A 23,586-nucleotide genomic window follows, 5' to 3' on the forward strand; every position below is an offset into this window, starting at 1 on the left:
TGCGCTCCCTGCCTGGGGATGCTGCCGCTAGACCTGCGGATCAAGCGGGGTGGTCGGTGATGTCGGCCGGCTTCGCGCTAGTGGCCCTGGCAGGACTGGGGCTCGGGGTATGGGTGCTGCACAAGATCGGCCGCGCACTGGCCTCGATCCTGGAAGCCCTGGCTGCGGCAGCCGTCGTGTTCGTGGCTCTGTGGTGGCTGTGCAAGGCCGTGATGTGGATGCTCGCGCAGGTCGTAACCCGGTGGCGGACCAGCCTCGCTGTGGTCGCGGTCTACGCCTGGTGCGAACTGTTCGGCTGGCTCTCACTCGTGCTGATCCTGGGTAGCGTCGCGGTCGTCCTGCTGGTGTGGTGGGCGATCGGCTCGGTCTCGTTCGATCAGTGGTGCTGGCGGTTCGTGCGTTCCTGGTGGGCACGGTGGGTGGTCTACGGGCGGAAGCTGCCGGGCTGGCTGCACGCGTGCGGTCTCTCGGTGCGGGACGAGGCGTTGCCGGTCGTGGTGAACGTGAACCTCGTCGGCCGCCGACGCGCCCTCTCCCGCTCCACGTCGAACCGACCGAACGCCCGTATCCCGAAGGTGCTCCGCGTCCGCTCCGGTGCCTCCTGGGACGAGGTTCGAGTTGAACTCGTGGCCGGCCAGAAGCCCGAGGACTTCGACGAGGCCGCCCGTGCCTTGGCCGTCGCCCGCAAAGTCGCTCGCTGCCAGGTCCGCGAACTGGCACCCAACGTCGTGTCGATCGACTTTCAGCGCCGTGACCTCCTCGCCGGTGGTGTCGCCGGTCCTCAGGTCCCGGACGGCGTCGACTCGACCGGTGTGGATCTACGCAGTGTCTGGGCGGGGCGGACTGAGTACGGGCGTGACTGGCGGGTGCCGCTGTTGGGCTCGGGTGCGCACTGCCTGACTGCCGGTGCGTCGGGTGCAGGCAAGAACTCGGTGATGTGGTGCCCGCTGGTGGCGGCCGCTCCGGCGATCCGGGCTGGGGTGGTGCGCATGTCCGGCATCGACCCGAAGGGCATGGAACTGGCCTACGGGCGCGGCATCTTCGCCCGGTACGCGGTTGATGGGAAGGACGCGGTCGAGCTGCTTGACGGCATGGTCGAGGAGATGGAATCCCGCAAGCGCGCGTTCGCCGGGCGGCTCCGCACGATTCCTGTGTCGACGGAGTATCCGTTGGAGCTGCTGGAGTTCGACGAAATCGGCGCGCTGACCAAGTACACCGACCGCAAGACCCGTGAGGCCATTGTGGAGCGCGTTGCTCTGCTCACGACACAGGGGCGGGCGCTCGGCATCTCGGTCCGTGGCTACGTCCAGGAGCCCACCAAGGACACCGTGCCCGTTAGAGAGCTGTTCACCCGGCGCGTGTGCCTGCGCGTGACCTCGAAGACGCACGTCGGGATGGTCCTCGGGGACGGCGCGTACGAGCGGGGGGCGTGGGCGAACCGGATCGGTGACTCCGAGGCTGGCGTGGGCTACGTGTGGGGCGAGGGCATCCGTGAGCCGCTGCGCATCCGGGCCGGGTGGGTCTCCGACAGCACCGTGAAGGCGCTGGAGGCGTACGTGACCAACGGGGGTGTCGCGGATCTGCGACACGGTGGTGAGGGGGTGGCCGCGTGAACCGGCTGATGATCTTCCTCGACGCCATCCGCGATCACCTCGACTCCTACCAGTTGCCGCCGGCCGCGTCAGTGGACGTCAACGCCTGGTCCAGCCCGATCACCGTCCAACTCGACGTGGACGGCCTGGCTGCAGTCTCGCGGGCATTGTTGGTCTGGGCACAGACGCTCGAGGACGTCTCGGCCCGGCTGTGGCGGCTGTGCGACGGCAAGTGGGTGCACATCTCGATCACCGGCCGGACGCCGTGCGGCATTCCGGTCCTGGTGTTCGGCGTGGTCCGGTTCGAGCCGAGCACGTTCCCGGACCTCCCGGTCGGGGCGAAGCAGGACATGCCGGTGTACCTGCTGCGTGGCTGGTCGACGCCGGGGGAGGTGGCGGCCTGATGAGCGAGACACGTGCCGAGCGGATGCGGGCTCCGCTGGCTGCGGACGTGATCCGGGCGACGGCGGAGAAGCACGGTGTCTGCGTTCGCCCGTTCACGATGGAGGTCGGCGACACCACGACCGGCGAACTCCGTTACGTCCCGGTCCCGTGCGGATCTACCGTCGAGTCGGTGTGCCTGCCGTGCGCTCGGAAGGCAAAGGCGCTTCGGCAGGCCCAGTGTCGCGAGGGCTGGCACCTGACCGAAGAGCCCACCCTCACCGCCGAGCCGTCCTCGGAGGACCACAAGGAGCTGCTGACTTACCGCGCTGACCTGGTGGCGGCGTATCGGGAGGTGGTCGAGCACGACCAGGCCGAAGCCGAAGAGTTGCGGGAGGAGGTCGGCGGGGTCGACGCGGAACTTCGGCAACTCGGAATGCGGGGCCGGCTGCCTGCCCTCGACGTGCCGACCAAGCGGGCCGTGAAGCGGTCGACGAAGCGTCGGCAGGATGCGCCGAACCTGCCTCGGCGGAAGGTCGCGAAGACCACGGTCGGACGCGAGTACGCCGGACGCTTCCGGCCGTCCATGTTCGTGACGTTGACCTGCGACACCTACGGCCCGGTCCGCGGTGACGGCTCGCCGGTCGACCCGTTTCGGTATGACTACCGGCGGGCCGCACGGGATGCGGTGCACTTCTCCGCGCTGGTTGACCGGTGGTGGCAGAACCTCCGGCGGGTCGTCGGGTGGGACGCGCAGTACTTCGCCACGGTCGAGCCGCAGCGTCGGGCCGCTCCGCATCTGCATACCGCGATCCGGGGTTCAGTGCCGCACGACGTGATCCGGCAGGTCACCGAAGCGACCTATCACCAGGTCTGGTGGCCGGCGCATGACGAGATGGTTTACGTCGACCGGCGGCCGGTCTGGGACGGCCCGGAGGCCGGCTTCGTCGATCCGGAGACGCGTCGGCCGCTGACCCGGTGGGACGACGCGGTGGAGGCCGTCGAGCAACCGGCGCACGTCGTCACGTTCGGGCGGCAGGTGCATTCGAAGGGCATCCTCGGCGGCACCGAAGAGGCCGGCCGTCACATCGGCTACCTGACTAAGTACCTCACCAAGTCCACCGGCGAGGTGGTCGAGGCGGACAGCGCGGCCCAAGCCGATCACCACGACCGGCTCCATGCTGAGCTGTCGGTCACGCCGTGTTCGCCGCGCTGCGCGGTCTGGCTGCTCTACGGCGTCCAGCCCAAGGGCGTCACGGGCAAGACCACCCCGGGTCACTGCAAGGGCCGGGCTCACCGCCGGACCACGCTCGGGCTGCCCGGCCGTCGTGTCCTGGTCTCCCGGAAGTGGTCGGGCAAGACGCTCGTCGACCACAAGGCCGACCGGCGGGCCTTCGTGCTCCAGGCGCTCGCGGCGGTCGGAATCGAGAAGCCGGAGGTCGACCGGTCACAGCAGGTCTGGCGCAAGGTCGAGCCCGGCGACCCGCAGGTCCCGCCCCGGCCGCACCTCGTCATGCGCGCCATCGCGGAACGGATCACGTGGAAGGCCGAGTACGACCGGGCGCTACTCGCGGCGGAGAGACCTCCAGAAACTTCGGCAACTGGACTCGCGGCCTGATCAAAGGGGGAGCAATGAACAACGTCAGCAACATCGATCGGCTCTGGACCGTCGAGGACGTCTCCGACTACCTCGGCGTCCCGGTGAAGACGCTCTACCAGTGGAAATGGCGCGGCGAGGGTCCGCCGGTGAAGAAGATCGGCCGGCACCTGCGCTATGACCCGGCCAAGCTGCGCGCCTGGGTCGATGCGGAGGCGGCCTGATGGGGCACATTCAAGACCGCTGGTTTCGCCCCGCGCGGGATGCGGTGACCGGGAAGGTCATCCTCAACGCGCGGGGCAAGCCCGTCATGGAACGGTCGGAGCTGTACGGCATCGGGCTGCGGTACAAAGTCCGCTACCTCGATCCGGACAACAACGAACGCTCGAAGTCGTTCGCAGACAAGCAGAAGAAGCGCGCTGAGGACTTCCTCATCGGCGTCGAGTCCGACAAGCGCGAAGACAAGTACATCGATCCGCGGGCCTCGATGACGACGTTTCGCCAGCAGGCGGAGAGCTGGTTGAAGAGCCAGTCGCCGGACCCGGGCACGCGGTCGACCATCCTCAGTCGGCTCGAAAGCCAGATCTACCCGGTCTTCGAGACCAAGAAGGTCGGGCAGATCAAGCCGTCGACCATTCGTGACTGGGTCGGCTCGATGGAAGAGCGGAAGCTCTCGGATAACTATCAGGCGGTCTTGTTCAACACCGTCTCCGGCGTGATGGATTCGGCCGTGGATGACCGCCGGATTCGGGAGAACCCGTGCCACGCGAAGACTGTGAGGCGCCCGGTCGCCAGTAGCCCGCCAATCGTCGTGTGGCCGGAAGAACGCGTTCAGGCTGTGCGGTCGGGGCTGGCGGAGCGGTTCAAGATCGCGGTTCCGCTCGGTGCTGGCTTCGGGCTGCGGCAGGGTGAGATTCTGGGCTTCTCGCCGGATGACGTCGACCGGACGGCCATGACCGTGCGGATTCGTCGGCAGATCAAAACAGTCAGGGGAGTGATGATGTTCGCGCTCCCCAAGCGTGGCAAGGAGCGAACCATCCCGCTGTCGGCCGCCATGCTGGCCGAGATCGACGACCACGAGGATCGGTTCCCGTCCGTGGCCGTGACGCTGCCCTGGCAGAGCGCGGACGGTGATCCGGTGACGGCGCGGCTGCTGATGACCGGGGAAGGTGGCCGGCTGTACTCCGGAGACCTGTTCACGAAGGTTGTCTGGCACGGAGCGTTCCGGACGGCCGGGATCAAGTACCGAGGTCGAGCGGACGGGATGCATGCGCTCCGTCACTTCTACGCCTCGACGCTCCTGGCCCGTGCGGTGTCGATTACGGAGCTGGCGGACTACCTTGGGCACGCGGACCCGGGCTTCACGCTCCGGACGTACACGCACCTCGTCCCGTCGAGCCACCAGCGGGCGCGTGAGGCGGTCGACGCGGTGTTCGGGCGGCCTGCCCTTGATGACGGCCTGGAGGCGGCCTGATCATGAAACCGGTCCCCACCGACACGAAAGCCGCCCGGACGCACAGCCCTGAGAAGGGCAAGCGACCGGGCGGCTTTCCGTTACGTCACAACTACTTCAACTCAGCCGACGTCTTCCCAAGAATCCGGCGGGCCACGATGAGCTGCTGAATCTGCTGGGTCCCCTCGAAGATGTCCAGGATCTTCGCGTCCCGCGCCCACTTCTCGAGCAGCGACTCCTCGCTGTACGCCCCGGTCAGCTCGACGCACTTCAGCGCGATCTCCACCACCGAGCGGCCCGCCTTGGCCTTCGCCATCGACGCCTGCAGGGAGTTCGGCTTGCGGTTGTCCGCCATCCACGCCGATTCCAGCGTCAGCAGGTACGCCGACTCGTAGTCGGCCTCCAGGCGCAGGAACTCCGCCGCCGCCGCGTGCTGGCTGTTCGCCGGGCGGTCGTAGTCGATCGTGATACCCGCGGACGTCAGGATTTCGCGCGTCTCGTCCAGGGCCGCGCGGGCCACGCCGATCGCCATCGCCGCCACCAGCGGGCGGGTGTTGTCGAACGTCTGCATGACGCCCGCGAAACCCTTTTTCGTGTCGATCTCCGGCGAGCCCAGCAGGTTCTCGCGAGGGACGCGGCAATTCTCGAAGCGCAGCACCGCCGTGTCGGAGGCGCGGATGCCGAGCTTGTGCTCCGTGCGCACCACCTCGAAGCCCGGCGTGCCCTTCTCCACCACGAACGACTTGATCGCCGCTCGGCCCTTGGACTTGTCCAGCGTCGCCCAGACGACCACCGCGTCCGCGCGCTCGCCCGACGTCACGAAGATCTTCTCGCCGTTCAACACGTAGTGGTCGCCGTCGAGCCGGGCCGTCGTGCTGACCGCCGCCGAGTCCGACCCGAAGCCCGGCTCCGTGATCGCCATCGCCGCCCACATGCCGGAGAACCGCTCGAGCTGCTCGTCCGTGGCCACCGAGCTGATCGCCGCGTTGCCCAGGCCCTGGCGCGGCATCGAGAGCAGCAGGCCGACGTCGCCCCAGCACATTTCGATCGTGCCGAGGACGACGTTCAGGTTGGCGCCGTTGCGGTTGCCCTTCTCCTTCTCGGGGCCGGAGCGCCGGACGCCCGCCGCGCCCGCGCCGCCCTCGCCCGACGAGTTGAGCCCGTCCAGCAGCGCCGCGAACATGTCCAGCTCGGTCGGGTACGTGTGTTCCGCGCGGTCGTACTTGCGCGAGATCGGCCGGAACACCTCGGCCGCGGCCTGGTACGCCTGGTTGATCAGCGCGCCGGCCTTCTTGGGGACTTCCAGGTTGATCATGACTTGCCTTTCCGAAGCCTAGAGAAGGACGGCGCCTTCCATGACGCCGATGGCCCGCAGGTCCCGGTACCAGCGCTCGACCGGGTGCTCCTTGACGAAGCCGTGCCCGCCGAGCAGCTGCACGCCCGCGCTGCCGATCTGCATGCCCTTGTCCGTGGCCAGTTTCCGCGCCAGCGCGACCTCGCGGGCGTAGGGCTTGCCCTGCTCGGCCCGCGCCGCGGCGCGCAGCGTGACCAGCCGCAGGCCCTCCAGCTCGATCGCGATGTCGGCGACGGCGAAGGCGACCGCCTGCCGGTGGCTGATCGGCTCGCCGAACGCCACCCGCTCGTTGACGTAGGGGACGACGTAGTCGAGGACGGCCTTCGCGGTGCCGGCGGCCAGCGCCGCCCAGCCCAGCCGCGACAGCCGGACGACGTCGGCGAAGACGTCCGCCTTGCCGCCGCCGAGCAGCGCGCCGGCGGGCAGGTTGACCTGTTCCAGGTGCAGCTTGCCGGTCGCGGCGCCGCGCAGGCCCATCGCCGGCTCGGCCTCGATGGACACCCCGGCGCTCGACGACTCGACGAGGAACAGCGCCGGACCGCGGCCTTCGAGGTCGGCCGACACGATGAACAGCTCCGCCTGAGCCGCCCGCGGGACCAGCGCCTTCACGCCGTCGAGCTGGTAACCCTTGGGGGTGCGGCGCGCCTTCGTCGCCGGCTTGAAGGGGTCGTACAGCGCCTTCTGCTCCTGCAGCGCCAGTGCGGCGGCCGGGACGTGCTCGCCGACGAACGCGGGCAGGTAGTCGGCCTGCTGCTGCTCGTCGCCCCAGCTGACCAGCGCGGTGCTCACCGCCGACGGCGCGAGCACGGCCACGGCCAGGCCCAGGTCGCCGTGCGCCAGGGCTTCCGCGACGAGCGCGTTGGTCACCACCGAGCGTTCGGTGCCGACGCCGCCGAGCTCCTCGGGGATGCCGACCAGGCTGATGCCCAGCTCGGCGGCCCGGCTCAGCAGGCCCTCGGGCGCCTCGAGCTTGGCGTCGGCGTCCGCGGCGGCCGGCCGCAGCTGCTCGGCGGCGAACTCGGTCACCGTCTCGACGATGAGCTGCTGGTCCTCGCTCGGCGTGAGGTCGAACAGCCCGGTGTCGGTCGCCGGCGCGAGCCGGGCGGGCTTCCCGAGCTTCTGCACGGACTTGAACGACCGGCTCGCCGCGCCGGCGACGCGGAAGCCGTTGCGCGTTCCCGCGGTGACCAGGCCTTCGAGGGGCTTGCGCAGCCCGGCTCGCTCGACGACCTTGCTCCCGGCCAGCCGGGTCAGCGCGGACAGGCCCCAGCCCATCGCGTCCCGTTTCCTTGGCGCAGCCATGTGGCCCTCCATCCCGTTACCTACTCGCGAGTAGGTTAACCCGGCGGGCGGGATCGCGCCAGTGCGGGGTTCAGCACCGCGTGAGCCGGGCCGACACCTCCCACAACCGGCGGGCCAGGTCGCTGTCCACGCTGCGCTGCCGTTCGAGCTTCGGCGGGCCACCCGACCGGTCGCCGGGTCCGACGTAGGCGCCGCCCGGGACGTCCCCGGTCGCGGCGAACAGGATCGGCCGGGCACCGTACTCGGGCTTCTTCTGCGCGATCACCGGGTAAAGCGTTTTCAGGACGGCGGCGCGCACCCCGCGGTAGTGCCGGTCGAGCCCGGTCCGCGCGACGCCCGGGTGTGCCGCGACGGCGAGCGTGTCCCGCCCGGCCTCGGTGAGCCGCCGCTGCAGTTCGTGCGTGAACAGCAGGTTCGCCAGCTTCGACTGGTTGTACGCCCCCAGCGCCGAGTACCGGCGGTGCGCCCAGTCCAGGTCGTCGAGCCGGAGTTCGCCCCGCCGCGCCAGGTTCGACGAGACCGTCACCACCCGGCCGGTGACGTGCGGCAGGAGCAGGTTCGTCAGCAGGAACGGGCCGAAGTGGTTGACGGCCATGTGGGTCTCGAAGCCGTCGGCGGTCTTCGCGTACGGCACGGCCATCACGCCGGCGTTGTTGATCAGGACGTCGAGCTCGCCCGCCCAGCCGGCCGCGAACGCGCGCACCGAGGCCAGGTCGGCCAGGTCGAGCCGCCGGACCTCGGTGTCGCCCGGCGGCGGCGTGACGCGGGCGGGGTCGCGGACGGCGAGCACGACGCGGGCGCCGGTGGCGGCGAGTTCGCGGGCGGTGATGGCGCCGAGGCCGCCGCCGGCCCCGGTGACGAGGTAAGTGGTCATGCGCTCAGCGTCGCCGCGCCGGGACGGGCGCGGCAGAGCGCGCCGATCGGGGGATCGGCGATCCCTGGCACCGGCCGGGCAGGCGCCGATAATCGAGGACGTGGACCGCACCGGACTCGCCGACTTCCTGCGCCGCCGCCGTGAGGCCCTGCGCCCGGACGACGTCGGGCTGCCGCCGGGCCAGCGCCGCCGCACGTCCGGGCTGCGGCGCGAGGAGGTCGCGGCCCTGTCGGGCATGTCGGCGGACTACTACACGCGGCTCGAGCAGCAGCGCGGGCCGCGGCCGTCGGAACAGCTGCTCACCTCGCTCGCTCGCGGCCTGCGGCTGACCCTGGACGAGCGCGACCACCTGTTCCGGCTGGCCGGCCACACCGCACCGACGCGGGTGTCGCGCGCGGACCACGTCAGCCCGGCCCTGATGCGCGTGCTGGACCGGCTGCACGACACGCCCGCGCAGGTGATGTCGAACCTCGGCGAGACGCTCGTGCAGAACCGCCCGGCCGAAGCCCTGCTCGGCACGGAGACCGGCCACCGCGGGCCCGCGCGCAGCGCCGTCTACCGGTGGTTCACCGACCCGGCGGAGCAGCGGATCTACCCGGCCCCCGATCGCGCGAGCCACGCCCGTTTCCTGGTGGCGAAGCTGCGGGCCGCCAGCGCGACCGACCCCCGGGCCACCGAGCTGGCGCGGCTGCTGACCGCGAAGAGCACGGAGTTCGCGAAGCTGTGGGAAGCGCACGAGGTCGCGGTGCCGTTCGAGCGGCGCAAGACGATCGTGCACCCGAGCCTCGGCGAGATCGCGCTCGACTGCCAGCTGCTCTTCACCGACGACCTCGGCCAGGTGCTGCTGGTGTTCACGGCCACGCCCGGGACCGAGGACGCGGAGAAGCTGCAGCTGCTGTCGGTCGTCGGCCCCGAGTTGCTATGAGTGTTCGGCGTGCACCTGCCGCCGCCACTGGCCGAACCGCAGCCGCTCGAAGGTGATGAGCCCGAGCACGAGCCCGGCCGCGACGAGCAGCAGCACGGCGGCGGGCACGTGCTCCAGCACCGGCGTCGCCGCGACCAGGAGCACGCCGAGGACCAGCCGCTGGACGTTCCAGCTGCCGAGGTTGCGCTTGCGCAGGGCGCTCAGCGCGATCAGGTAGAGCGCGAGGCCGCCGGTGAGCGTCCAGATGGGGACGCCGTGCAGGGCTTCGCCGGGAGAGTGGTGCTCGGTGTCGGCGATGTAGAGGAAGGCTTTCTTCAGGCCGAGGGCGACCAGCACGATCCCGGCGATCAGCGGCAGGTGCAGGAACGTGTAGGAGTCGGTGGCGAGCTTCGCCCGTTCGACACCGGTGGCCTGGGCCAGTCGGTGCTCGGACACGCGCGCGACGACGTCGAAGTAGGTCCACCACATCCCGGCGGCCAGCGCGAGACCGCACACGGCCGCCCCCGCGACCAGCCACGACATCGGCAGCGCGCCGATCCCGATGCCGATCGCGACGATCGATTCGCCGAGCGCGATGATCACGATGAGCCCGAACCGCTCGGCGAAGTGCGCGGGCGAGTTGAGCCGCCAGCCCTCCGGTCCGCTGAGGTAGACGTTGAGGTAGTCGATTCCCAAGGCGACGACCCACAACCCGAGCTGCCAGGGCCCGCTCAGGAACGCGGCCACGCCGAGCAGGACGACGCTCGGCAGCAGCCCGACGAACATCTTGAGCAGCACCTTCTGCAGGGCGGGATCGTGCTGCGCGGCCCCGAAGTAGGCAACGAGGTGCAGCAGCCGCACGAGCGCGTAGCAGCCGACGAACAGCGCGGGCGCGTACAGCCCGCCGGGGTGATCGACGAAGGCCTCGGGGATGGTCAGCGACACGAGGAACATGACGGCCATGGCCCCGAACATGGCCGGCCGCGCGACCCCGTGGTCGACGTGGATGGTGGTCCCGAGCCAGGCGTAGGAGCACCAGCACCACCACAGGACGGCGAGCATGGCCACCCCCTGCCCGACACCGACGAGGCTCAGGTGGTCGGCCATCAGCTGCGTGACTTGGGTGATGGCGTAGACGAAGACGAGGTCGAAGAAGAGCTCGATGGTCGAGACGCGGTGGTCCTCATCCGCGCTCACCAGGTGCAGGCGTGTCGTGGGCACGACGAATTATGGACGAAACAAGGTCAAGAAGGTCCGGTTTACGCGTAACGCTCTACGCGAACATGGCCGAGCGTGCATGGGTCTGGGACAATGAGCGAGGACGTGGGGAGGTGGGTCGTGCATTCCTATGCGGCCGCGCACCACAAGACGATCATGGCGGTGGACATCGCCGGCTACAACGACCCCAGGCGGACGACGGCGCACCGGCTGGTCGTCCACGAGGGGTTCTGGGACCTGATGCGCACGGCGTTCGCCGAGGCGGGCATCCCCTGGGACGTGCTGTTCCGGGAGAACACCGGCGACGGCGCGATGATCCACCTGCCGCCGGAAGTGGCGAAGGCGGATCTGGTGGCCCAGCTGCCCGACCGCATGCTGGCGGAGCTGCGCCGGTACAACGCGGTGCACGCGGAGGAGGCGAACGTCCGCCTCCGGGTGGCCCTGCACGCGGGCGAGGTCTACCAGGGCAGCCACGGAACAGTCAGCGACGCGAACAGTTTCGCGTTCCGCCTTTTGGACGAGCCGGCGGCGAAGAAGGCCCTGAAGGACTCGGGCGCGGCGATGGTCCTGATCGTGTCGAATTCGTTTTACGAGGACGTGGTCCGCGCGGACCCGGCCGCCGACGCCGCTTCCTACCGCCGGATTCCGGTGCAGGTCAAGGAAACGAAGACCGAAGCCTGGCTGCGCCTCTTGGGTGCACCCGGCCAGGAGTTCGCCGCTCCGGTCACGAAGCCGGCCGCCATGACGGCCGCGTCGTTCGGCGCTCTGGTGGAGGCACTGCTGGCTGTCGAATGCGTGCGGGACGCGGAAAGCCGCCGGCTCCTGTTGGGAATGTTCTCCCGCCGGGAGATCGCCGACGCGGTCCGGCACCAGTCCGAAGACCGGCTGCACGTGATCGAACTCGCGCGCACGTGCGAACGGTACGACGGCGGGCTGGCGGAGCTGCTCGCCGCCGTACGCCTGCTCGACCCCGGTTCCCCGGAGATCGAGCGGCTCGAAACGGTGATCACGAGCCGATCCACCCTTGGGGTTCGTTGACAGTTGTCCGCCTTTTGCCCCTTTTCGCAAAGCCACCGATAGGTAGACTCGCGATCTTCGGGGCACGGGGCGGCGGGGAGGTGGTACGCCGGTGTTGACCAGGCAAGGGCGCTCCCACATCGGCCTCATGACTCGTCGGGCACTCGTCGATGTGCTGGTGGTTGCCGGTTTCGCCGACGACAAATCGATCCGCACCCTGATGGTCGCGGAGTTGCGCAGGGCGCTCGACAATCCGTTCACGGTGCCGGACCAGCTGGACGCACGTACCCAGCTGATCGAAATCGTCAACGGTTGCTGCGTGCTCGAAGACGGGCTGCCGGTGCTGGCGGATGTCCTGGAGTTCCTCCGTCCGGGGACCAAAGAATGCGCGGAATTCCGCGCTTTGGTGGATTCCCTGCCATTGCGTGATGTGGTATCGGACACCGATCAAGAACGAATCCGGCGGCTGCTCGACGGATTCTCGCCACCGGGGTTGCGCACGGCCGTGCGCCGCGCTGCCCGGCACATCTCGCCGGTACCGCAGTACGCGGACGCCGCCGAGGCCTTCTTCGGCCTTGCCGACTTCAACGCCGCGCCAGGAGAGCTGCCTCCGGTGGTGGCGTTCGCCGAACTGCTCGCGGCCGAATGCGAGGAACGGCTGGCCGCACAACTGCACGAATGGGCCGACGGCCAGGCGCACCGGTTGTTGCTCGACGATGCGCTTCGCGAACTTCGCAATCATGTAGTACCACCGGCCTCCGGTCCGTTGCACCTGACCATCGTGATCAGTCCCGACCTCGTCGACGAGGACCGTTACGAGATCTCGCACTGGCGTCAGGACCACGCCGGTGAGTGGCCGCCGCCTAGGGGGGAATCGGTTACGGCGACCTCGGCGGCCCTTGAGGACGAAGTTGCGAGACTGATCTCGGCGGCGGAGGAGGCGTGGGCGGAAAGCGACGCGGAGGTCCTCCTGGAATTCGTGCTTCCCCGGGCATTGCTGGATCTTCCCGTGCACACGTGGAGCACCGAGCGTGACTTCGGTGTGCCGCAGCCGTTGTACCTGGCCTACCCGACCGTCATCCGTTCACTGGAACGGATGAGTTCGCGGCGCTCGCACCGCGTCTGGCGGCGGAGGTGGGCGTCCTGGAGCCGGGAACCATCCTGCGAACGAGTGTATTTCTGCGACCGCGGCGACACCGAAGATCGGCACCACCTCGACGCCATTCTCAGCGACGAGAAGTGGCTGATGACGGTGCTGACCGAAAGTCCGCCCCCCGAGCCGGAACCGGGCCGCGACGAGTTTTTCGCCGCATTGCGGGCCGGATTGCCGGTCATCGTCTGGCACCCCACGGCCTCTTCGGAAGTCGTACGCGAGGTGGTAATGTGGATGGCCGGTGACGGGGGGCTGGGAAATCTGCCCGCGCTGACCCGAAAGCATCGGCTGGACGCACTTCGGAATCGGTCGTCGTCCCCGGATGGCGATGTCATAGGGGATTTGGTGGTGCTGTGGGACGATCCGAACCGCATGCTCCCCCTGGGCGACGGCGGAACCGGGCCGGCCGGCGGAGGGGGCGCCGATGAGCGCGACCGAGCTTCCTGACCGCACGCCGGAGTGGTGGATCTACCGGGGCACCGGCGATCCGCTGCACGACATGCACCTCGCCGACCGGCTGCCCCCGCCGCCGCCGTGGCGCGACTTCCGGCGGGACGGAGAGCCGCTCGCGGTCGATGTGCCACAGGACGAGGCCGAGACCGGCCGGCGCCTGGGCTCCGAACGGCGTTACGGCTCGGTCCGGCCCAACCGCGCCGAAGTCGACATGGTCAACGCCGCGCTGTACCTGCGCCGCCCGCTCCTGGTGACGGGGAAACCCGGCAGCGGCAAGTCCAGCCTCGCCTACCGGATCTCCCGCGAACTGCGCCTGGGCCGCGTGCTCCGCTGGTCGATCACGTCGCAGACCACTTTGAGATCCGGCCTTTACGACTATGACGCCATCGGTCGTGTCCAGGCATCGGCCGCGCGTCACGCGGGTCCTGGCGGAACCGGTGCGGAAGAGCCGCCGATCGGCGACTTCGTCCGGCTGCGGGAACTCGGGACCGCGTTCCTCCCGCGACACCTACCCCGGGTCCTGCTGGTCGACGAGCTCGACAAGGCCGAGTCCGATCTGCCCCACGACCTGCTGTCGATCTTCGAGGACGGCGAGTTCCTCATCCCGGAGCTGGCCCGGGACGCCCGGCGCTCGCCGGTCGCCGAGGTGTTCACCGCGGATCCCGGTTACACGGCGCAGATCGAGAACGGCGTGGTCCGCTGCTCGGCGTTCCCCATCGTCGTCATCACGAGCAACGGAGAGCGCGACTTCCCGCCCGCCTTCCTGCGCAGGTGCCTGCGCCTGGAGATGAAGGACCCGGATCCGGCGCAGCTGGCCGCCATCGTCGCCGCCCACGCGCTCGACCCCGATCACCGCGCCGTGCTGATCGAGGACTTCGTCGCCCGGCGCGCGGCTCTCGGGGGACTGCCGGCGGACAAACTGCTCGACGCGATCTTCCTGGCCACCTCCGGCGCTTACGAACCCGATGACCCGGGCTGGCCGGGCCTGGTCGACGCCCTCTGGCAGCAGTTGAACCAGCAGGGAAACTGACGTGCCGGCGAACCCGGGCGGCTCGGAGCCGCACGACCTGACGGCGACCGAGGTCGCCGACGGGCTGTGGCTGGTGGCCGCTATGTCGGCGGGCACCGAGCTGCCCCCGCCCGCGGAACCGAGCGGCACACCGCCCCGGGTTCGACCGCCCCGCACCGAACCGCCCGAAACCACGCCCGTGAGCCCACCGCCGAGGGCCGAACCCGGTCGGCCGGCCCCTCCCCAGCCGGGTCCGCTGCCCGTGTCGCCGGCTCGACCGGCGGTCGCGAACGGTCGTGCCGGCGCCGGCGGCTCGCTCGGCCGGGAATCCGGCGGCGAGGAACCGGGGGCGTCCGGCGCTGCCTTCCCGCTGGCCGACGTCAACCGGCTGGTGCGCGCCTTCCGCGCGTTGAAGCGCAAAGTTCCCTCGGACCGTTCGGAGGACATCGAGCTCGACGAGGAGCGGACTGCCGAGGTCAGCGCGGAAGCCGGCATCTGGCTGCCGGTCACCAAGCGCCGGCGCGTGCCGTGGTTGCACCTGACTCTCGTGGTCGAGCAGGCGCCGTCCATGGCGTTGTGGGCACCGACCGTCGAGGCGTTCATCGCACTGTGCCAGCGCCGGATCGGTGCCTTCCGGTCGGTCCAGGTGCGGCTGCTGGAGACGGGCAAGGCCGGACTCGCCGAGGGGGGAGTGGTCCTGGGACCGGTGCTCCACGGCGGAACGCCGGAAAGCCCGGCCCGGGGGACCGGCGAGCCGGTGGATTCGTCCGGCCGCCGGTTGATGCTCGTACTGACCGACGGGATCAGCGACGCCTGGCGCCGGGACCTGGTCCAGCCGGTACTGGCACGTTGGGGACACAAGGTGCCGGTGGCGATCGTGCACCTGCTGCCGCGGCGGCTCTGGGTCCGGGGCGGTGTCGACGCCTACGACGCCGAAATCACGGCAAAGGGCCCGGTGCAGCCCAACGATTCTTACCGGGTTCGGCTGACCGACCTGCTGCTCGACGATGTGGAACACGCCGGCCTCACCGGCGATTCGATCGCGGTGCCGGTGCTCGAACTCGGGGAACGCTGGTTCCGCCGATGGACCGAGATCGTCACGGGGCACGCCGGTGAACGGCGGAAATGCCCGGTCTTGCTCGTCCGGGACCGGCCGACGGGAACCGTTCGCGATCCGGGCCGGATCCCGGAGCCGCGGGAAAAGGAGGTGACTGCGCAGGAACGGGTGAGAGATTTTCGCAGTCAGGCATCGCCATCGGCATTCCGGCTGGCCACGCTCCTCGCGGCCGTTCCGGTGGATATCGACGTCGCGGCCGCCGTGCAAGCCGAACTGCTGCCGGAGTCGGGGCCGGATCACCTCATCGAGGTGTTCACGAGCGGGTTGCTGGAACACGACGGCACCCGGCAACCGTGGGACCGGACGACGCCGTGGGAATTCGCCGGTCAGACCAGGCGGGTGCTGCTGAGCGGAGCACGTCGTTCGGACACGGCGCACGCGGTTCGTGCGGCATCGCGGCGCGTCGGTGAGCACAAGCCCGCATTGGCCCGGCTGCAGGCGGCACTCGTCGACCCGGACACGACGCCCGACCCCCGGCCCGAGACGGCGACGAGCGAGGAGATAGCACTCGAACGCGATGTGATGACGGCTCTCTCCGGACCGTACCTCTCGAGAGCGGACCGATTGGGTAGATTACCCGCGTTTCCCAGTCGGATTCGCGGGAAAGCCGCTACCGTACTGCCGGTGACCACTGTGCCTCGCGATCTGGAGCAATCGGATCTTCCCGGCAGACCCGCAGTCGATACGCAAGAGACCCGTGGCGCGGGGCAACGCGTCTCCGATGACATCGGAAAACCTTCCGCCGTCGAAACTGCGAGCGTGGTCGCGAGTGTCGGCGCATCGACTTCTCGTCAAGTACGGCGTTCGGGCGAAGAGGTACCGCCGATCTGGGGGTCCATCCCCCCACCGAATCCCAATTTCACCGGTCGGGGCGAACTGCTCGCCCAGTTGAGTGAGCGGCTGGGCGCGGGCACCACTGCGGTCCTGCCCGCCACCCTCCACGGGATGGGGGGCATCGGGAAAACGCAGATGGCGACCGAATACATCTACCGCCACCTGCAGGACTACGACATCGTCTGGTGGATCCAGGCGACCCGGCCGACGCAGATCAACGCGTCGCTGACCGAACTCGCCCAGCACCTGCGCCTCCCCGGTGCGGGCGAAGCCATCACGGCTGTGCCCGCGGTCAAGGAGGCCCTGCGCCTCGGCCGGCCGTACCGGCGGTGGTTGCTCGTCTTCGACTCCGCCGAGGATCCGGAGATGGTTCGCCCGTTCTTCCCGGTCGGCGGCCCGGGCGACATTCTGGTGACGTCCCGGAACCCGAACTGGGCGGGGGTGGCGCGGCCGCTCGAAGTGGCCGTGTTCGAGCGCAGCGAAAGCAAAATGCTGCTGAGCAGGCGCGGACCCCAGCTGGACGACACCGACGCCGATCGCATCTCCGAGAAGCTGGGCGACCTCCCTCTGGCGATCGAGCAGGCCGCGGCCTGGCTCGCCGAAACCGGTATGACCGCCAAGGAATACCTGCGGTTGTTCGACGAAAAGGTCGCCGAGATCCTCGACACGTCGAACCCGCAGGACTACGAAACGTCGGTTGCCGCCGCTTGGAACGTCTCGTTCGACCAGCTGAGCAAGAGCAGCCCCGCCGCCCACCAGCTGTTGCAGGTCTGCGCGTTCTTCGCACCCGAACCGGTGTCGCGGAGCTTGTTCGCCGGTGTCCGCGGTATGACGGTGTCGCCCGAACTCGACGCCGCACTGCGCGACCCGATCAAACTCGGCCGCGCCGTCCGCGACATCAACCGGTTCGGCCTCGCCAAGATCGACCACCGCACCGACACCATCCTGCTGCACCGCCTGGTGCAGCTGGTCCTGCGCAACCGCATGTCGGAGACGCAACGCCGCGACATGCGCCACGGTGCGCACAAGTTGTTGGCCAACCTCGACCCGAACGACCCGGCGTCGCCGCGTCAGTGGATGCGTTACCAAGAGGTACTGCCGCACATCTACGACGCCGAGCTGATCGAATGCACGGACCAGTGGGTGCGGCAGCTGGTGATCAACCTGATGAAGTTCCTCTACCACTGGGGCGACCACGACGGCGCGGTCACGCTCGCGGAGCGCGCGGTGCACGAGTGGGAACGTGACCGGCTCGAACGGCAGACCCGCGGTGAGGCACCCATCGAAGACCCGCCGCTGCAGGAACTGGAAGCATCCGAGCGGCTGGCGTTCTTCCAGTGGACGGTCGGCCGCTACATCGACGCCGCGGAGACCAGCCGGCGCACCTACGACCGGTACAAGGAACTCATCGGGCCCAACGAGGAAGAAACACTCAAGGCCCAGCTCACCTACGCGGTCATCCTCAAGGCTCGTGGGCAGTTCATGGAAGCGGCCGAGCGCAACGAGGAGATCTACGTCAAGGCGCGGGGTCTCTTCGGCAAGGACGACCCGAGCACGTTGAGCGCGGCTCACGACTACGTGGTGGCACTCCTGCTCATCGGCGATTTCCGGCGAGCGAACGAACTCGCGTCCGAGACCTACCGCCGTCGTGTGGAGGTCTTCGGTTACGACAACGCACTGACCGTGTCGACGCAGGTCCTCATGGTGATCGCCCGGCGCGAGCTGGGTGACTACCCGTGGGCGAGGATCGAGCAGCAGCAGATCGCCGACCGGGTCGAACAGACCTACGGCGTGGACAGCATCAGCACCTTGCGGCGCAAGTACCACCTCGCGGTGGCGTGCCGGAAGGACGGTGACCACAACGAGGCGCGCGTGATCTCCGAGGACGCGCTCCGCAGGTTCCGCATCCGCTACGGCGACAAGCACCCGAACGCCCTCGCCTGTGCCCTCGGCCACTCGATCGATCTCCGGCACGCCCACGAATTCGCGGAAGCTCGCCGGCTGGGCGAGGAGGTCTTCGAGCTCTATCGCGAAAGTCTCGGCGAAAACCACCCGCACACGTTGGCGGCGGCGCTCGACCTGGGCGTCACCTTGCGGTTGTCCGGTGACCCGTCGGGGGCCCGGGCCTTGGACGAGCGTTCGCTGGAGCAGTTCCGGGTTCTGCTCGGGGAGGACAACCCGCACACGATCGTGTGCGCGATCGACGTGGCCAGCGATCTGGCCGCGCTCGACCGGGTCGAGGAGGCCGCGGAGCGGGACGCGGAGCTGCTGGAACGTGCCCGCCGCGTGCTCGGCTTCGACCACCCGACCACGTTGGCCGTGCAGCTCAACCTGTCCTTGGACCTGCGGGCGCTCGGGCAGGCCGAGGAAGCGGACGACCTGTACACCGATGTGATGGACCGCTACCGGCACGTCCTCGGCGAGACCCACCCGGCCACGGTGGCAGCGTCGCGGGGGATCCGCGCGGACTGCGACATCGACCCGACACCGCTGTAGGGCCGCGGCCGCTGCTCAGTGCGTGAACCGGCCGAGCCAGCCGGCCACGGCCTCGACCGACGGGGCGGCGCTCGTGTCCGCACGCAGCAGCCGATGCACCGCCCGGACCAGCTCGGGGCGGTGCAGCAACGCGCGCGCTGCAGGTCCGGTGCCACGGACGGCCAGGGCGAGTCCCAAGCCGACTATCGTGGCCGGGTTGTCGGAGTTGGCCTTCAACGAAGTCCGGTAGCCGGCTACGGCAGCTTCGATCCGGCCGGTCACCAGTGCGAGGTCGGCGTCGGTCACGCCGGGGACGCTCGTGCCGTGCTCACCCACTGCGGTACTGCCACGGCCGAACCGCAGCCGCAGCAGGTCGGTCCGGGCATCGGTCCAGCCACCGTCCGGTACCGGCGTCGGAGTGCGCGACTCGGGTGGCGCACCGACCTTGGGCCACGTTTCCCCGCGGCGCCAGCTGTCCGCGAGGGCGGAGACGATGCGCGGATCAGGGCGCAGGTGGCGCAGCCGCCAGGTCGCGTAGTGGTCGACGGCTGCCCTCGTTGCCCAGGCAGCAGGTTCGGCCGCGACGGGTTCTTCCTGCCACGGAGCCAGTTCCTCCGCAACTCCGTCGAGGAACCTCCGTCCGGTCCGGGTCAGGCTTTGGTCGTCGTGCACCTGCTGCAAGGTGCGCCAGGCCGCGGTGCGCCACAGCGCGAACTCGAAGGACGCCAGAGCATTACCAGGTTCCGCCGTGGCCAGAGCTCGCCAGAAAGCGGTGACGCCGAAGAAGGCGTAGATCCCGTGCAGCACCCCGCCGATGGGGCGAGGGTCGTCGCGCCAAGGCGCGTACAGCCGCTCCCGTGGATCGTCGACGTGCAGGGCGGCCAGGTGCTGGATACCGCCGAGCCGGATGTGGTGGAATTCGTGCACCAGCGCGGCGGCCAGTTGCTCGGGATCATCGCTGTAAGCCACGATCGCGCTGCCGAAGGCTTCGCCCGTCGAAGCACTGGGCAGCCGGAAGGCGACCGCCGGCGCGGGTACCAGGGACTCGAGTCCGCTGGGCACGGCTTCGGCCACACCGGGAAGGTGCGTGCTCAGCAACCGCCACGCGTCCGCCGTGACCGTCCGCCAGGCTTCGACCTCCGTGGGGGTGAGCCGCCTCGGCGGGAGTGGCTCGTAGAGCCCGCGGTAGGGGTCGAGGTCGTCGAGCCGGAGCGAGAGCCGCTGGTCGCCGTGCCACGCGGCGATCCGGCGGACCGGTTGCCAGTACGGGGTTTCGATGCTCAGGTCGGCCGGCAACCGGATCTCGGTGTTCCGGTGCCGGACCAAGATGGTGCCGTTCCGGCCGGACAACCGGGCCACTCCGAACGTTTCGCCCCCGCGAAGCCGGACTGATCCCAGCGTCGGCAACGCCACATTGCCCTGCCACATCGGGAGTTCGACGTCGAACGGGGCTCCGGCGAGCACCGCCGCGGCGGCGGCCAGGCAGTGCACGTGGCCCAGGTGCACCCAGAACGGGCAGACACCCGTCACGTCCTGGTGGCACAACCGGGTCGTGTACCCGGCCCAGCTGCCGGTGTAGGGGTGGTCGAGAATGGTTTCGACCGCTGCGGGATCGCTTTCCTGAACGCGGGCCAGCAGTTCCCAAGCCGATTCGGGAGACGGCAACGGCCCCGCCAGGTTAGGCGATTTGGCCGCGACGTCGACGATTCCCCGCAGCAGGAGCAATCGTCTGCTCCGCTCGGCGGCGCGCAGCCGCCGCACCGGTCCGGCACCCCCGCCTCCACGGGCGAGCGCGTCGAAATCGCGCCAGGAGAGGCGGTGGGGGACCAGTTCACCGGTGGCCACGATCAGTCGACGCGTCGCGCGCTGCCGCCACCGCTGCCACTTGCCGTCACGGGGATGTAGGACACCCGATCGGCCGCGTGCTCCAGTGCGTTGCGCAATTCGCGGCCGTCCAGGGTGCGCAGCAAGGACAGCGGTACCCCGCCGAGATCGAGGAGCTCCGAGTCGATTCCCGCTTCACCGTCTGGGTTCGGTGTCTGCATCACGCATCCCTTCTCGCAGGGAGAACGGACCCCGTCGGCCCGCCTCCATTGTCCCGTATCCCCGGTCGTTGCGACAGGGACGGATGTCGGGTGCCGAGGTGCACGTGCAGTTGCGTGAGCTATTTCCCGCGAGCGCCGTTGTCTGCTTTCACGGTGTCCGTGTCCATCTTTTGACGCTATTGCATCGGCGTTCTACCGGTAAAATCACCGTTCCCGGGCTCCCGGGCGGGAGGTGGTTCGTCAAGTGTCGGCCGGAGAACGAACTTACGGACCGAGCCGTGAGCTGCAGACCTCGTCGACGGTTCGCATCGCGGTCCGGGAGGCGATCGTCAATCTCCTCGCCAAAGCGGGGCTGGCCGCCGATCGGCCGACCCGGTCACTGTTGGTGGATCTGATCCACGACAACCTCGGTTTCTCGCTGACCCTGTCCGAACACGCGAGCGGACGGGACCAGCTGATCGACGTCGTCAACGCCTGCGCCAGATCCGAAGGCGGGATGCACGCGCTCGACAGGGCCGTCCGCATGCTGCGGCCGGGCTCTCCGGAGGCAGAGCTGCTGCACCGCCTCGTGCACGAACCGCGGATGCACGACCTGCTGCCCGATTCCGAATTGCTCTGGCTGCGTTCGGCGCTGACGGGGGTCGTCCCGCCGAGGCTGAGTGCTCTCCTCCGCCGGTCGGCGAATCCCGCGGCATGCCCGGCCGGTGAACCGGGGGACGCTTGGGACGCTTTCTGTCTGCTGACTGAGCTGAACACCCCGGCACACGGACTTCCGCCGGCGCTGATCTTCATCGAACTTGTCGCCGCGGAGTGCCCGCGGCCACTCGGTGAACAGCTACGGGAATGGAACACCTGGCAGGCCCGGCGAGTCCAGGGTGAGGCTCGGCTGCACGAGCTGCGTGCCGAGCACAAGCCCGGCGCCGGCGATGGACTGCGGCTGCACCTGGTGATCATGGTGGAAGTGGACGGCATCGACCCCGACTTGCACGTCGTTTCCCATTGGCGTCAGGAAGATCCACGGGAATGGCCGCCGGCCCGCGGTGGGATGGCCACCGTCCAGGGTACGGATCTCGAGCACCACGTCGACCGGCTGGTCGTCGACGCCGAACGTGCTTGGGCAGAATACCGCGAAGAAGTCGCGCTCGAATTCATCCTGCCGCGGGCGCTGGTCAACCTGCCGGTGCACCGGTGGTGCAAAGAACACGAAACCGGGGATCCCCGGCCGCTTTCCCTCGATTACCCGATCGTCATCCGCTCGTTGGAACGGATGTTCTCCCGGCAGTGGCATCGCGCCTGGCGGATTCGCTGGGAAGCGATGTTAGGCAACCCGTCGGCTGAACAGGTGTATTACTGCCGGCCAGATGACACCGCGAAGCGGCATCGGCTCGACGCCACGCTCAGTGACGGCCGATGGCTGGTCATGGTGCTCGCCGAACCGCCACCCGTGCGGCCGCGGCCGGGGGAAGACGAGCTGGCCACCGGACTGCGAACGGGGATCCCGGCCCTGCTCTGGCATCCGCACGCACCGGCCGAGGTGGTGCGGGAACTCGTCGCCTGGCTCGTCGACGGTGGTGGACTCGGCGATCTTCCCGCGCGAACCAGGGATTCCCGGCGGGCGTCGTTTCGCGAGGTGACGATTCCCGTCGACTTGCGGGCGGCCGGCGATCTGGTGATCTTGTGGGACGACCCGAGCAGGCTGATCTTTCTGGACGATGGCCCTTACCTGTCGGATGTGACTCGGGAGAATGCGGATGAACGGGGAAAAGCGTCCTGAACAGCCGGACTGGTGGATCTACTGCGGTACCGGCCGGCCGGTCGACGGCGCCACGCTCGCCGATCTGCTCCCGCCCGCGCCGCCCTGGCGCGCATTCGACGGCGGACCGCTGCCGGACGAGGACGTCGTGCCGCCGGACGAGGGCGAAGCAGCTCGGCGGCTGGGGTCGGAGCACCGGCTGATCACCAGGCACGTCGACTCCCACGAGATCGACATGGTCAATGCCGCGCTGTACCTGCGGCGACCGTTGCTGGTGACGGGCAGGCCAGGCAGCGGCAAGTCGAGCCTCGCGTACCGGGTCGCCCGGGAACTCGGGCTGGGCCGCGTACTCCGGTGGCCGATCACGTCGCACACGACGCTGAAAGCCGGGCTGTACACCTATGACGCGATCGGCCGGGCCCAAACGGCAGGCACTCGTTCGGCCATGCGGGACGGCGACCAGGAACCGCCGATCGGCGAATACCTCCGGCTCGGCGAACTCGGCACGGTCTTCCTGCCCCGCCGGCTGCCTCGCGTGCTGCTCATCGACGAACTCGACAAGAGCGAGGCCGATTTGCCGAACGATCTGCTCAGCCTGTTCGAGGACGGCGAGTTCGCGATCCCGGAACTGGTGCGGATGCGCAGCCGGACCCGAGAGGTCGAGGTTTTCACGGCCGACCCCGACCTGACGGCGACGGTCGTGGATGGCCGGGTCCGGTGCGCGGCCTTCCCGTTCGTCGTGATCACCAGCAACGGCGACCGCGATTTCCCGCCGGCCTTCCTGCGCCGATGCCTGCGGCTCGAACTCCAGGATCCGGATATCGAGCAGCTGGCGGCCATGGTGGCGGCCCACGCACTCGACCCCGGCGATACCCACCGGTCCCGCCTCATCGAGGAGTTCGTCAGCCGCAGCGAAGCGTTCGGCGGCTTGCCGGTCGACAAGCTCCTCGAGGCGGTCTACCTGGCGACTTCGGGGGCGTACCACGACGAGGGCGATTCTTGGCCGCGGCTGGTGGACGCGCTCTGGCGGCAGTTGAACTCTGTGGTGCCGTGAA

At 69.3% G+C, this 23,586-nt stretch carries 18 protein-coding genes; 12 read left to right on the forward strand and 6 right to left on the reverse strand.

Annotated elements, in window-relative coordinates; genetic code table 11:
• The first annotated feature begins 59 nt into the window (after positions 1–59).
• The 5 genes from ACLJOU_RS14960 to ACLJOU_RS14980 are packed head-to-tail and all read left to right on the forward strand — an operon-like array spanning position 60 to position 5,044.
• Positions 60–1,613, forward strand: coding sequence for an FtsK/SpoIIIE domain-containing protein (locus ACLJOU_RS14960; RefSeq protein ID WP_410567676.1), 1,554 nt, complete (start codon positions 60–62; stop codon positions 1,611–1,613).
• Positions 1,610–1,996 (forward strand): hypothetical protein, encoded by a 387-nt coding sequence (locus ACLJOU_RS14965; RefSeq protein ID WP_410567677.1) that lies wholly within the window; start codon positions 1,610–1,612, stop codon positions 1,994–1,996. Before ACLJOU_RS14960 ends, ACLJOU_RS14965 begins: the two co-directional genes overlap by 4 nt.
• A complete protein-coding gene (locus ACLJOU_RS14970) occupies positions 1,996–3,591 on the forward strand; it encodes a replication initiator (protein ID WP_410567679.1) in 1,596 nt (531 codons plus the stop codon). Before ACLJOU_RS14965 ends, ACLJOU_RS14970 begins: the two co-directional genes overlap by 1 nt.
• Positions 3,592–3,605: 14 nt before the next feature.
• A complete protein-coding gene (locus ACLJOU_RS14975; protein ID WP_206790218.1) occupies positions 3,606–3,794 on the forward strand; it encodes a helix-turn-helix transcriptional regulator in 189 nt (62 codons plus the stop codon).
• Positions 3,794–5,044 carry a tyrosine-type recombinase/integrase gene (locus ACLJOU_RS14980; protein ID WP_410567681.1) on the forward strand — a complete coding sequence of 417 codons (1,251 nt, stop codon included), beginning with the start codon at positions 3,794–3,796 and terminating at the stop codon, positions 5,042–5,044. The genes ACLJOU_RS14975 and ACLJOU_RS14980 overlap by 1 nt, the downstream gene beginning before the upstream one ends.
• 91 nt (positions 5,045–5,135) lie before the next feature.
• Here the strand turns inward: ACLJOU_RS14980 and ACLJOU_RS14985 are convergent, their stop codons facing one another.
• From ACLJOU_RS14985 to ACLJOU_RS14995, 3 genes are all read right to left on the reverse strand, one after another.
• On the reverse strand, positions 5,136–6,338 hold the full coding sequence (locus tag ACLJOU_RS14985; protein WP_410567683.1) for an acyl-CoA dehydrogenase family protein: 1,203 nt from the start codon (positions 6,336–6,338) through the stop codon (positions 5,136–5,138).
• An 18-nt stretch (positions 6,339–6,356) separates the two neighbouring features.
• Positions 6,357–7,652, reverse strand: a complete 1,296-nt coding sequence (locus ACLJOU_RS14990; protein WP_410568330.1) for an acyl-CoA dehydrogenase family protein — start codon at positions 7,650–7,652, stop codon at positions 6,357–6,359.
• 97 nt (positions 7,653–7,749) lie between these two features.
• The gene (locus ACLJOU_RS14995; RefSeq protein ID WP_410567685.1) at positions 7,750–8,553 is read right to left on the reverse strand and encodes an SDR family NAD(P)-dependent oxidoreductase; all 804 of its coding nucleotides are present in this window, start codon (positions 8,551–8,553) and stop codon (positions 7,750–7,752) included.
• A 100-nt stretch (positions 8,554–8,653) separates the two neighbouring features.
• Between ACLJOU_RS14995 and ACLJOU_RS15000 the strand changes: the two genes are divergently transcribed.
• Positions 8,654–9,478: a helix-turn-helix transcriptional regulator gene (locus ACLJOU_RS15000; protein ID WP_410567687.1), complete on the forward strand. Its 825-nt coding sequence runs from the start codon at positions 8,654–8,656 to the stop codon at positions 9,476–9,478.
• On the opposite strand, the gene ACLJOU_RS15005 is transcribed toward ACLJOU_RS15000, so the two are convergent.
• Entirely contained in the window at positions 9,473–10,678 is a 1,206-nt protein-coding gene (locus ACLJOU_RS15005; protein WP_410567689.1) for a low temperature requirement protein A, read from the reverse strand. The genes ACLJOU_RS15000 and ACLJOU_RS15005 overlap by 6 nt on opposite strands.
• Positions 10,679–10,768: 90 nt before the next feature.
• Here ACLJOU_RS15005 and ACLJOU_RS15010 point away from each other — a divergent pair, with 90 nt between their 5' ends.
• From ACLJOU_RS15010 to fxsT, 4 genes are all read left to right on the forward strand, one after another.
• Positions 10,769–11,713 (forward strand): effector-associated domain 2-containing protein, encoded by a 945-nt coding sequence (locus ACLJOU_RS15010; protein ID WP_410567691.1) that lies wholly within the window; start codon positions 10,769–10,771, stop codon positions 11,711–11,713.
• 91 nt (positions 11,714–11,804) lie between these two features.
• The gene (locus ACLJOU_RS15015; protein WP_410567693.1) at positions 11,805–13,292 is read left to right on the forward strand and encodes an effector-associated domain 2-containing protein; all 1,488 of its coding nucleotides are present in this window, start codon (positions 11,805–11,807) and stop codon (positions 13,290–13,292) included.
• Positions 13,270–14,328 (forward strand): AAA family ATPase, encoded by a 1,059-nt coding sequence (locus ACLJOU_RS15020; protein WP_410567695.1) that lies wholly within the window; start codon positions 13,270–13,272, stop codon positions 14,326–14,328. Before ACLJOU_RS15015 ends, ACLJOU_RS15020 begins: the two co-directional genes overlap by 23 nt.
• A gap of 1 nt (position 14,329) precedes the next feature.
• Positions 14,330–18,754, forward strand: a complete 4,425-nt coding sequence (gene fxsT, locus ACLJOU_RS15025; protein ID WP_410567696.1) for an FxSxx-COOH system tetratricopeptide repeat protein — start codon at positions 14,330–14,332, stop codon at positions 18,752–18,754.
• Positions 18,755–18,769: 15 nt separating this feature from the next.
• Here the strand turns inward: fxsT and ACLJOU_RS15030 are convergent, their stop codons facing one another.
• A complete protein-coding gene (locus ACLJOU_RS15030; protein ID WP_410567698.1) occupies positions 18,770–20,578 on the reverse strand; it encodes an aKG-HExxH-type peptide beta-hydroxylase in 1,809 nt (602 codons plus the stop codon).
• Positions 20,579–20,580: 2 nt separating this feature from the next.
• A complete protein-coding gene (locus ACLJOU_RS15035) occupies positions 20,581–20,778 on the reverse strand; it encodes a hypothetical protein (RefSeq protein WP_410567700.1) in 198 nt (65 codons plus the stop codon).
• A gap of 244 nt (positions 20,779–21,022) precedes the next feature.
• Between ACLJOU_RS15035 and ACLJOU_RS15040 the strand changes: the two genes are divergently transcribed.
• Positions 21,023–22,552 carry an effector-associated domain 2-containing protein gene (locus ACLJOU_RS15040; protein ID WP_410567702.1) on the forward strand — a complete coding sequence of 510 codons (1,530 nt, stop codon included), beginning with the start codon at positions 21,023–21,025 and terminating at the stop codon, positions 22,550–22,552.
• Positions 22,530–23,585, forward strand: a complete 1,056-nt coding sequence (locus tag ACLJOU_RS15045; RefSeq protein WP_410567704.1) for an AAA family ATPase — start codon at positions 22,530–22,532, stop codon at positions 23,583–23,585. Before ACLJOU_RS15040 ends, ACLJOU_RS15045 begins: the two co-directional genes overlap by 23 nt.
• Position 23,586: the final 1 nt, after the last annotated feature.

This window comes from Amycolatopsis sp. cmx-4-61 (assembly GCF_046548775.1).
In the GTDB taxonomy this organism is placed as follows: domain Bacteria; phylum Actinomycetota; class Actinomycetes; order Mycobacteriales; family Pseudonocardiaceae; genus Amycolatopsis.

Excerpts from the sequence above, each read along its gene's own strand:
- ACLJOU_RS14975 (WP_206790218.1), top strand. The coding sequence starts at position 3,606 with ATGAACAACGTCAGCAACATCGATCGGCTCTGGACCGTCGAGGACGTC.
- ACLJOU_RS14995 (WP_410567685.1), bottom strand. The coding sequence starts at position 8,553 with ATGACCACTTACCTCGTCACCGGGGCCGGCGGCGGCCTCGGCGCCATC.
- ACLJOU_RS15020 (WP_410567695.1), top strand. The coding sequence starts at position 13,270 with ATGAGCGCGACCGAGCTTCCTGACCGCACGCCGGAGTGGTGGATCTAC.
- ACLJOU_RS14980 (WP_410567681.1), top strand. The coding sequence starts at position 3,794 with ATGGGGCACATTCAAGACCGCTGGTTTCGCCCCGCGCGGGATGCGGTG.
- ACLJOU_RS15045 (WP_410567704.1), top strand. The coding sequence starts at position 22,530 with ATGAACGGGGAAAAGCGTCCTGAACAGCCGGACTGGTGGATCTACTGC.
- ACLJOU_RS14985 (WP_410567683.1), bottom strand. The coding sequence starts at position 6,338 with ATGATCAACCTGGAAGTCCCCAAGAAGGCCGGCGCGCTGATCAACCAG.
- ACLJOU_RS14960 (WP_410567676.1), top strand. The coding sequence starts at position 60 with ATGTCGGCCGGCTTCGCGCTAGTGGCCCTGGCAGGACTGGGGCTCGGG.
- ACLJOU_RS15010 (WP_410567691.1), top strand. The coding sequence starts at position 10,769 with ATGAGCGAGGACGTGGGGAGGTGGGTCGTGCATTCCTATGCGGCCGCG.
- ACLJOU_RS14990 (WP_410568330.1), bottom strand. The coding sequence starts at position 7,652 with ATGGGCTGGGGCCTGTCCGCGCTGACCCGGCTGGCCGGGAGCAAGGTC.
- ACLJOU_RS14970 (WP_410567679.1), top strand. The coding sequence starts at position 1,996 with ATGAGCGAGACACGTGCCGAGCGGATGCGGGCTCCGCTGGCTGCGGAC.
- ACLJOU_RS15035 (WP_410567700.1), bottom strand. The coding sequence starts at position 20,778 with ATGCAGACACCGAACCCAGACGGTGAAGCGGGAATCGACTCGGAGCTC.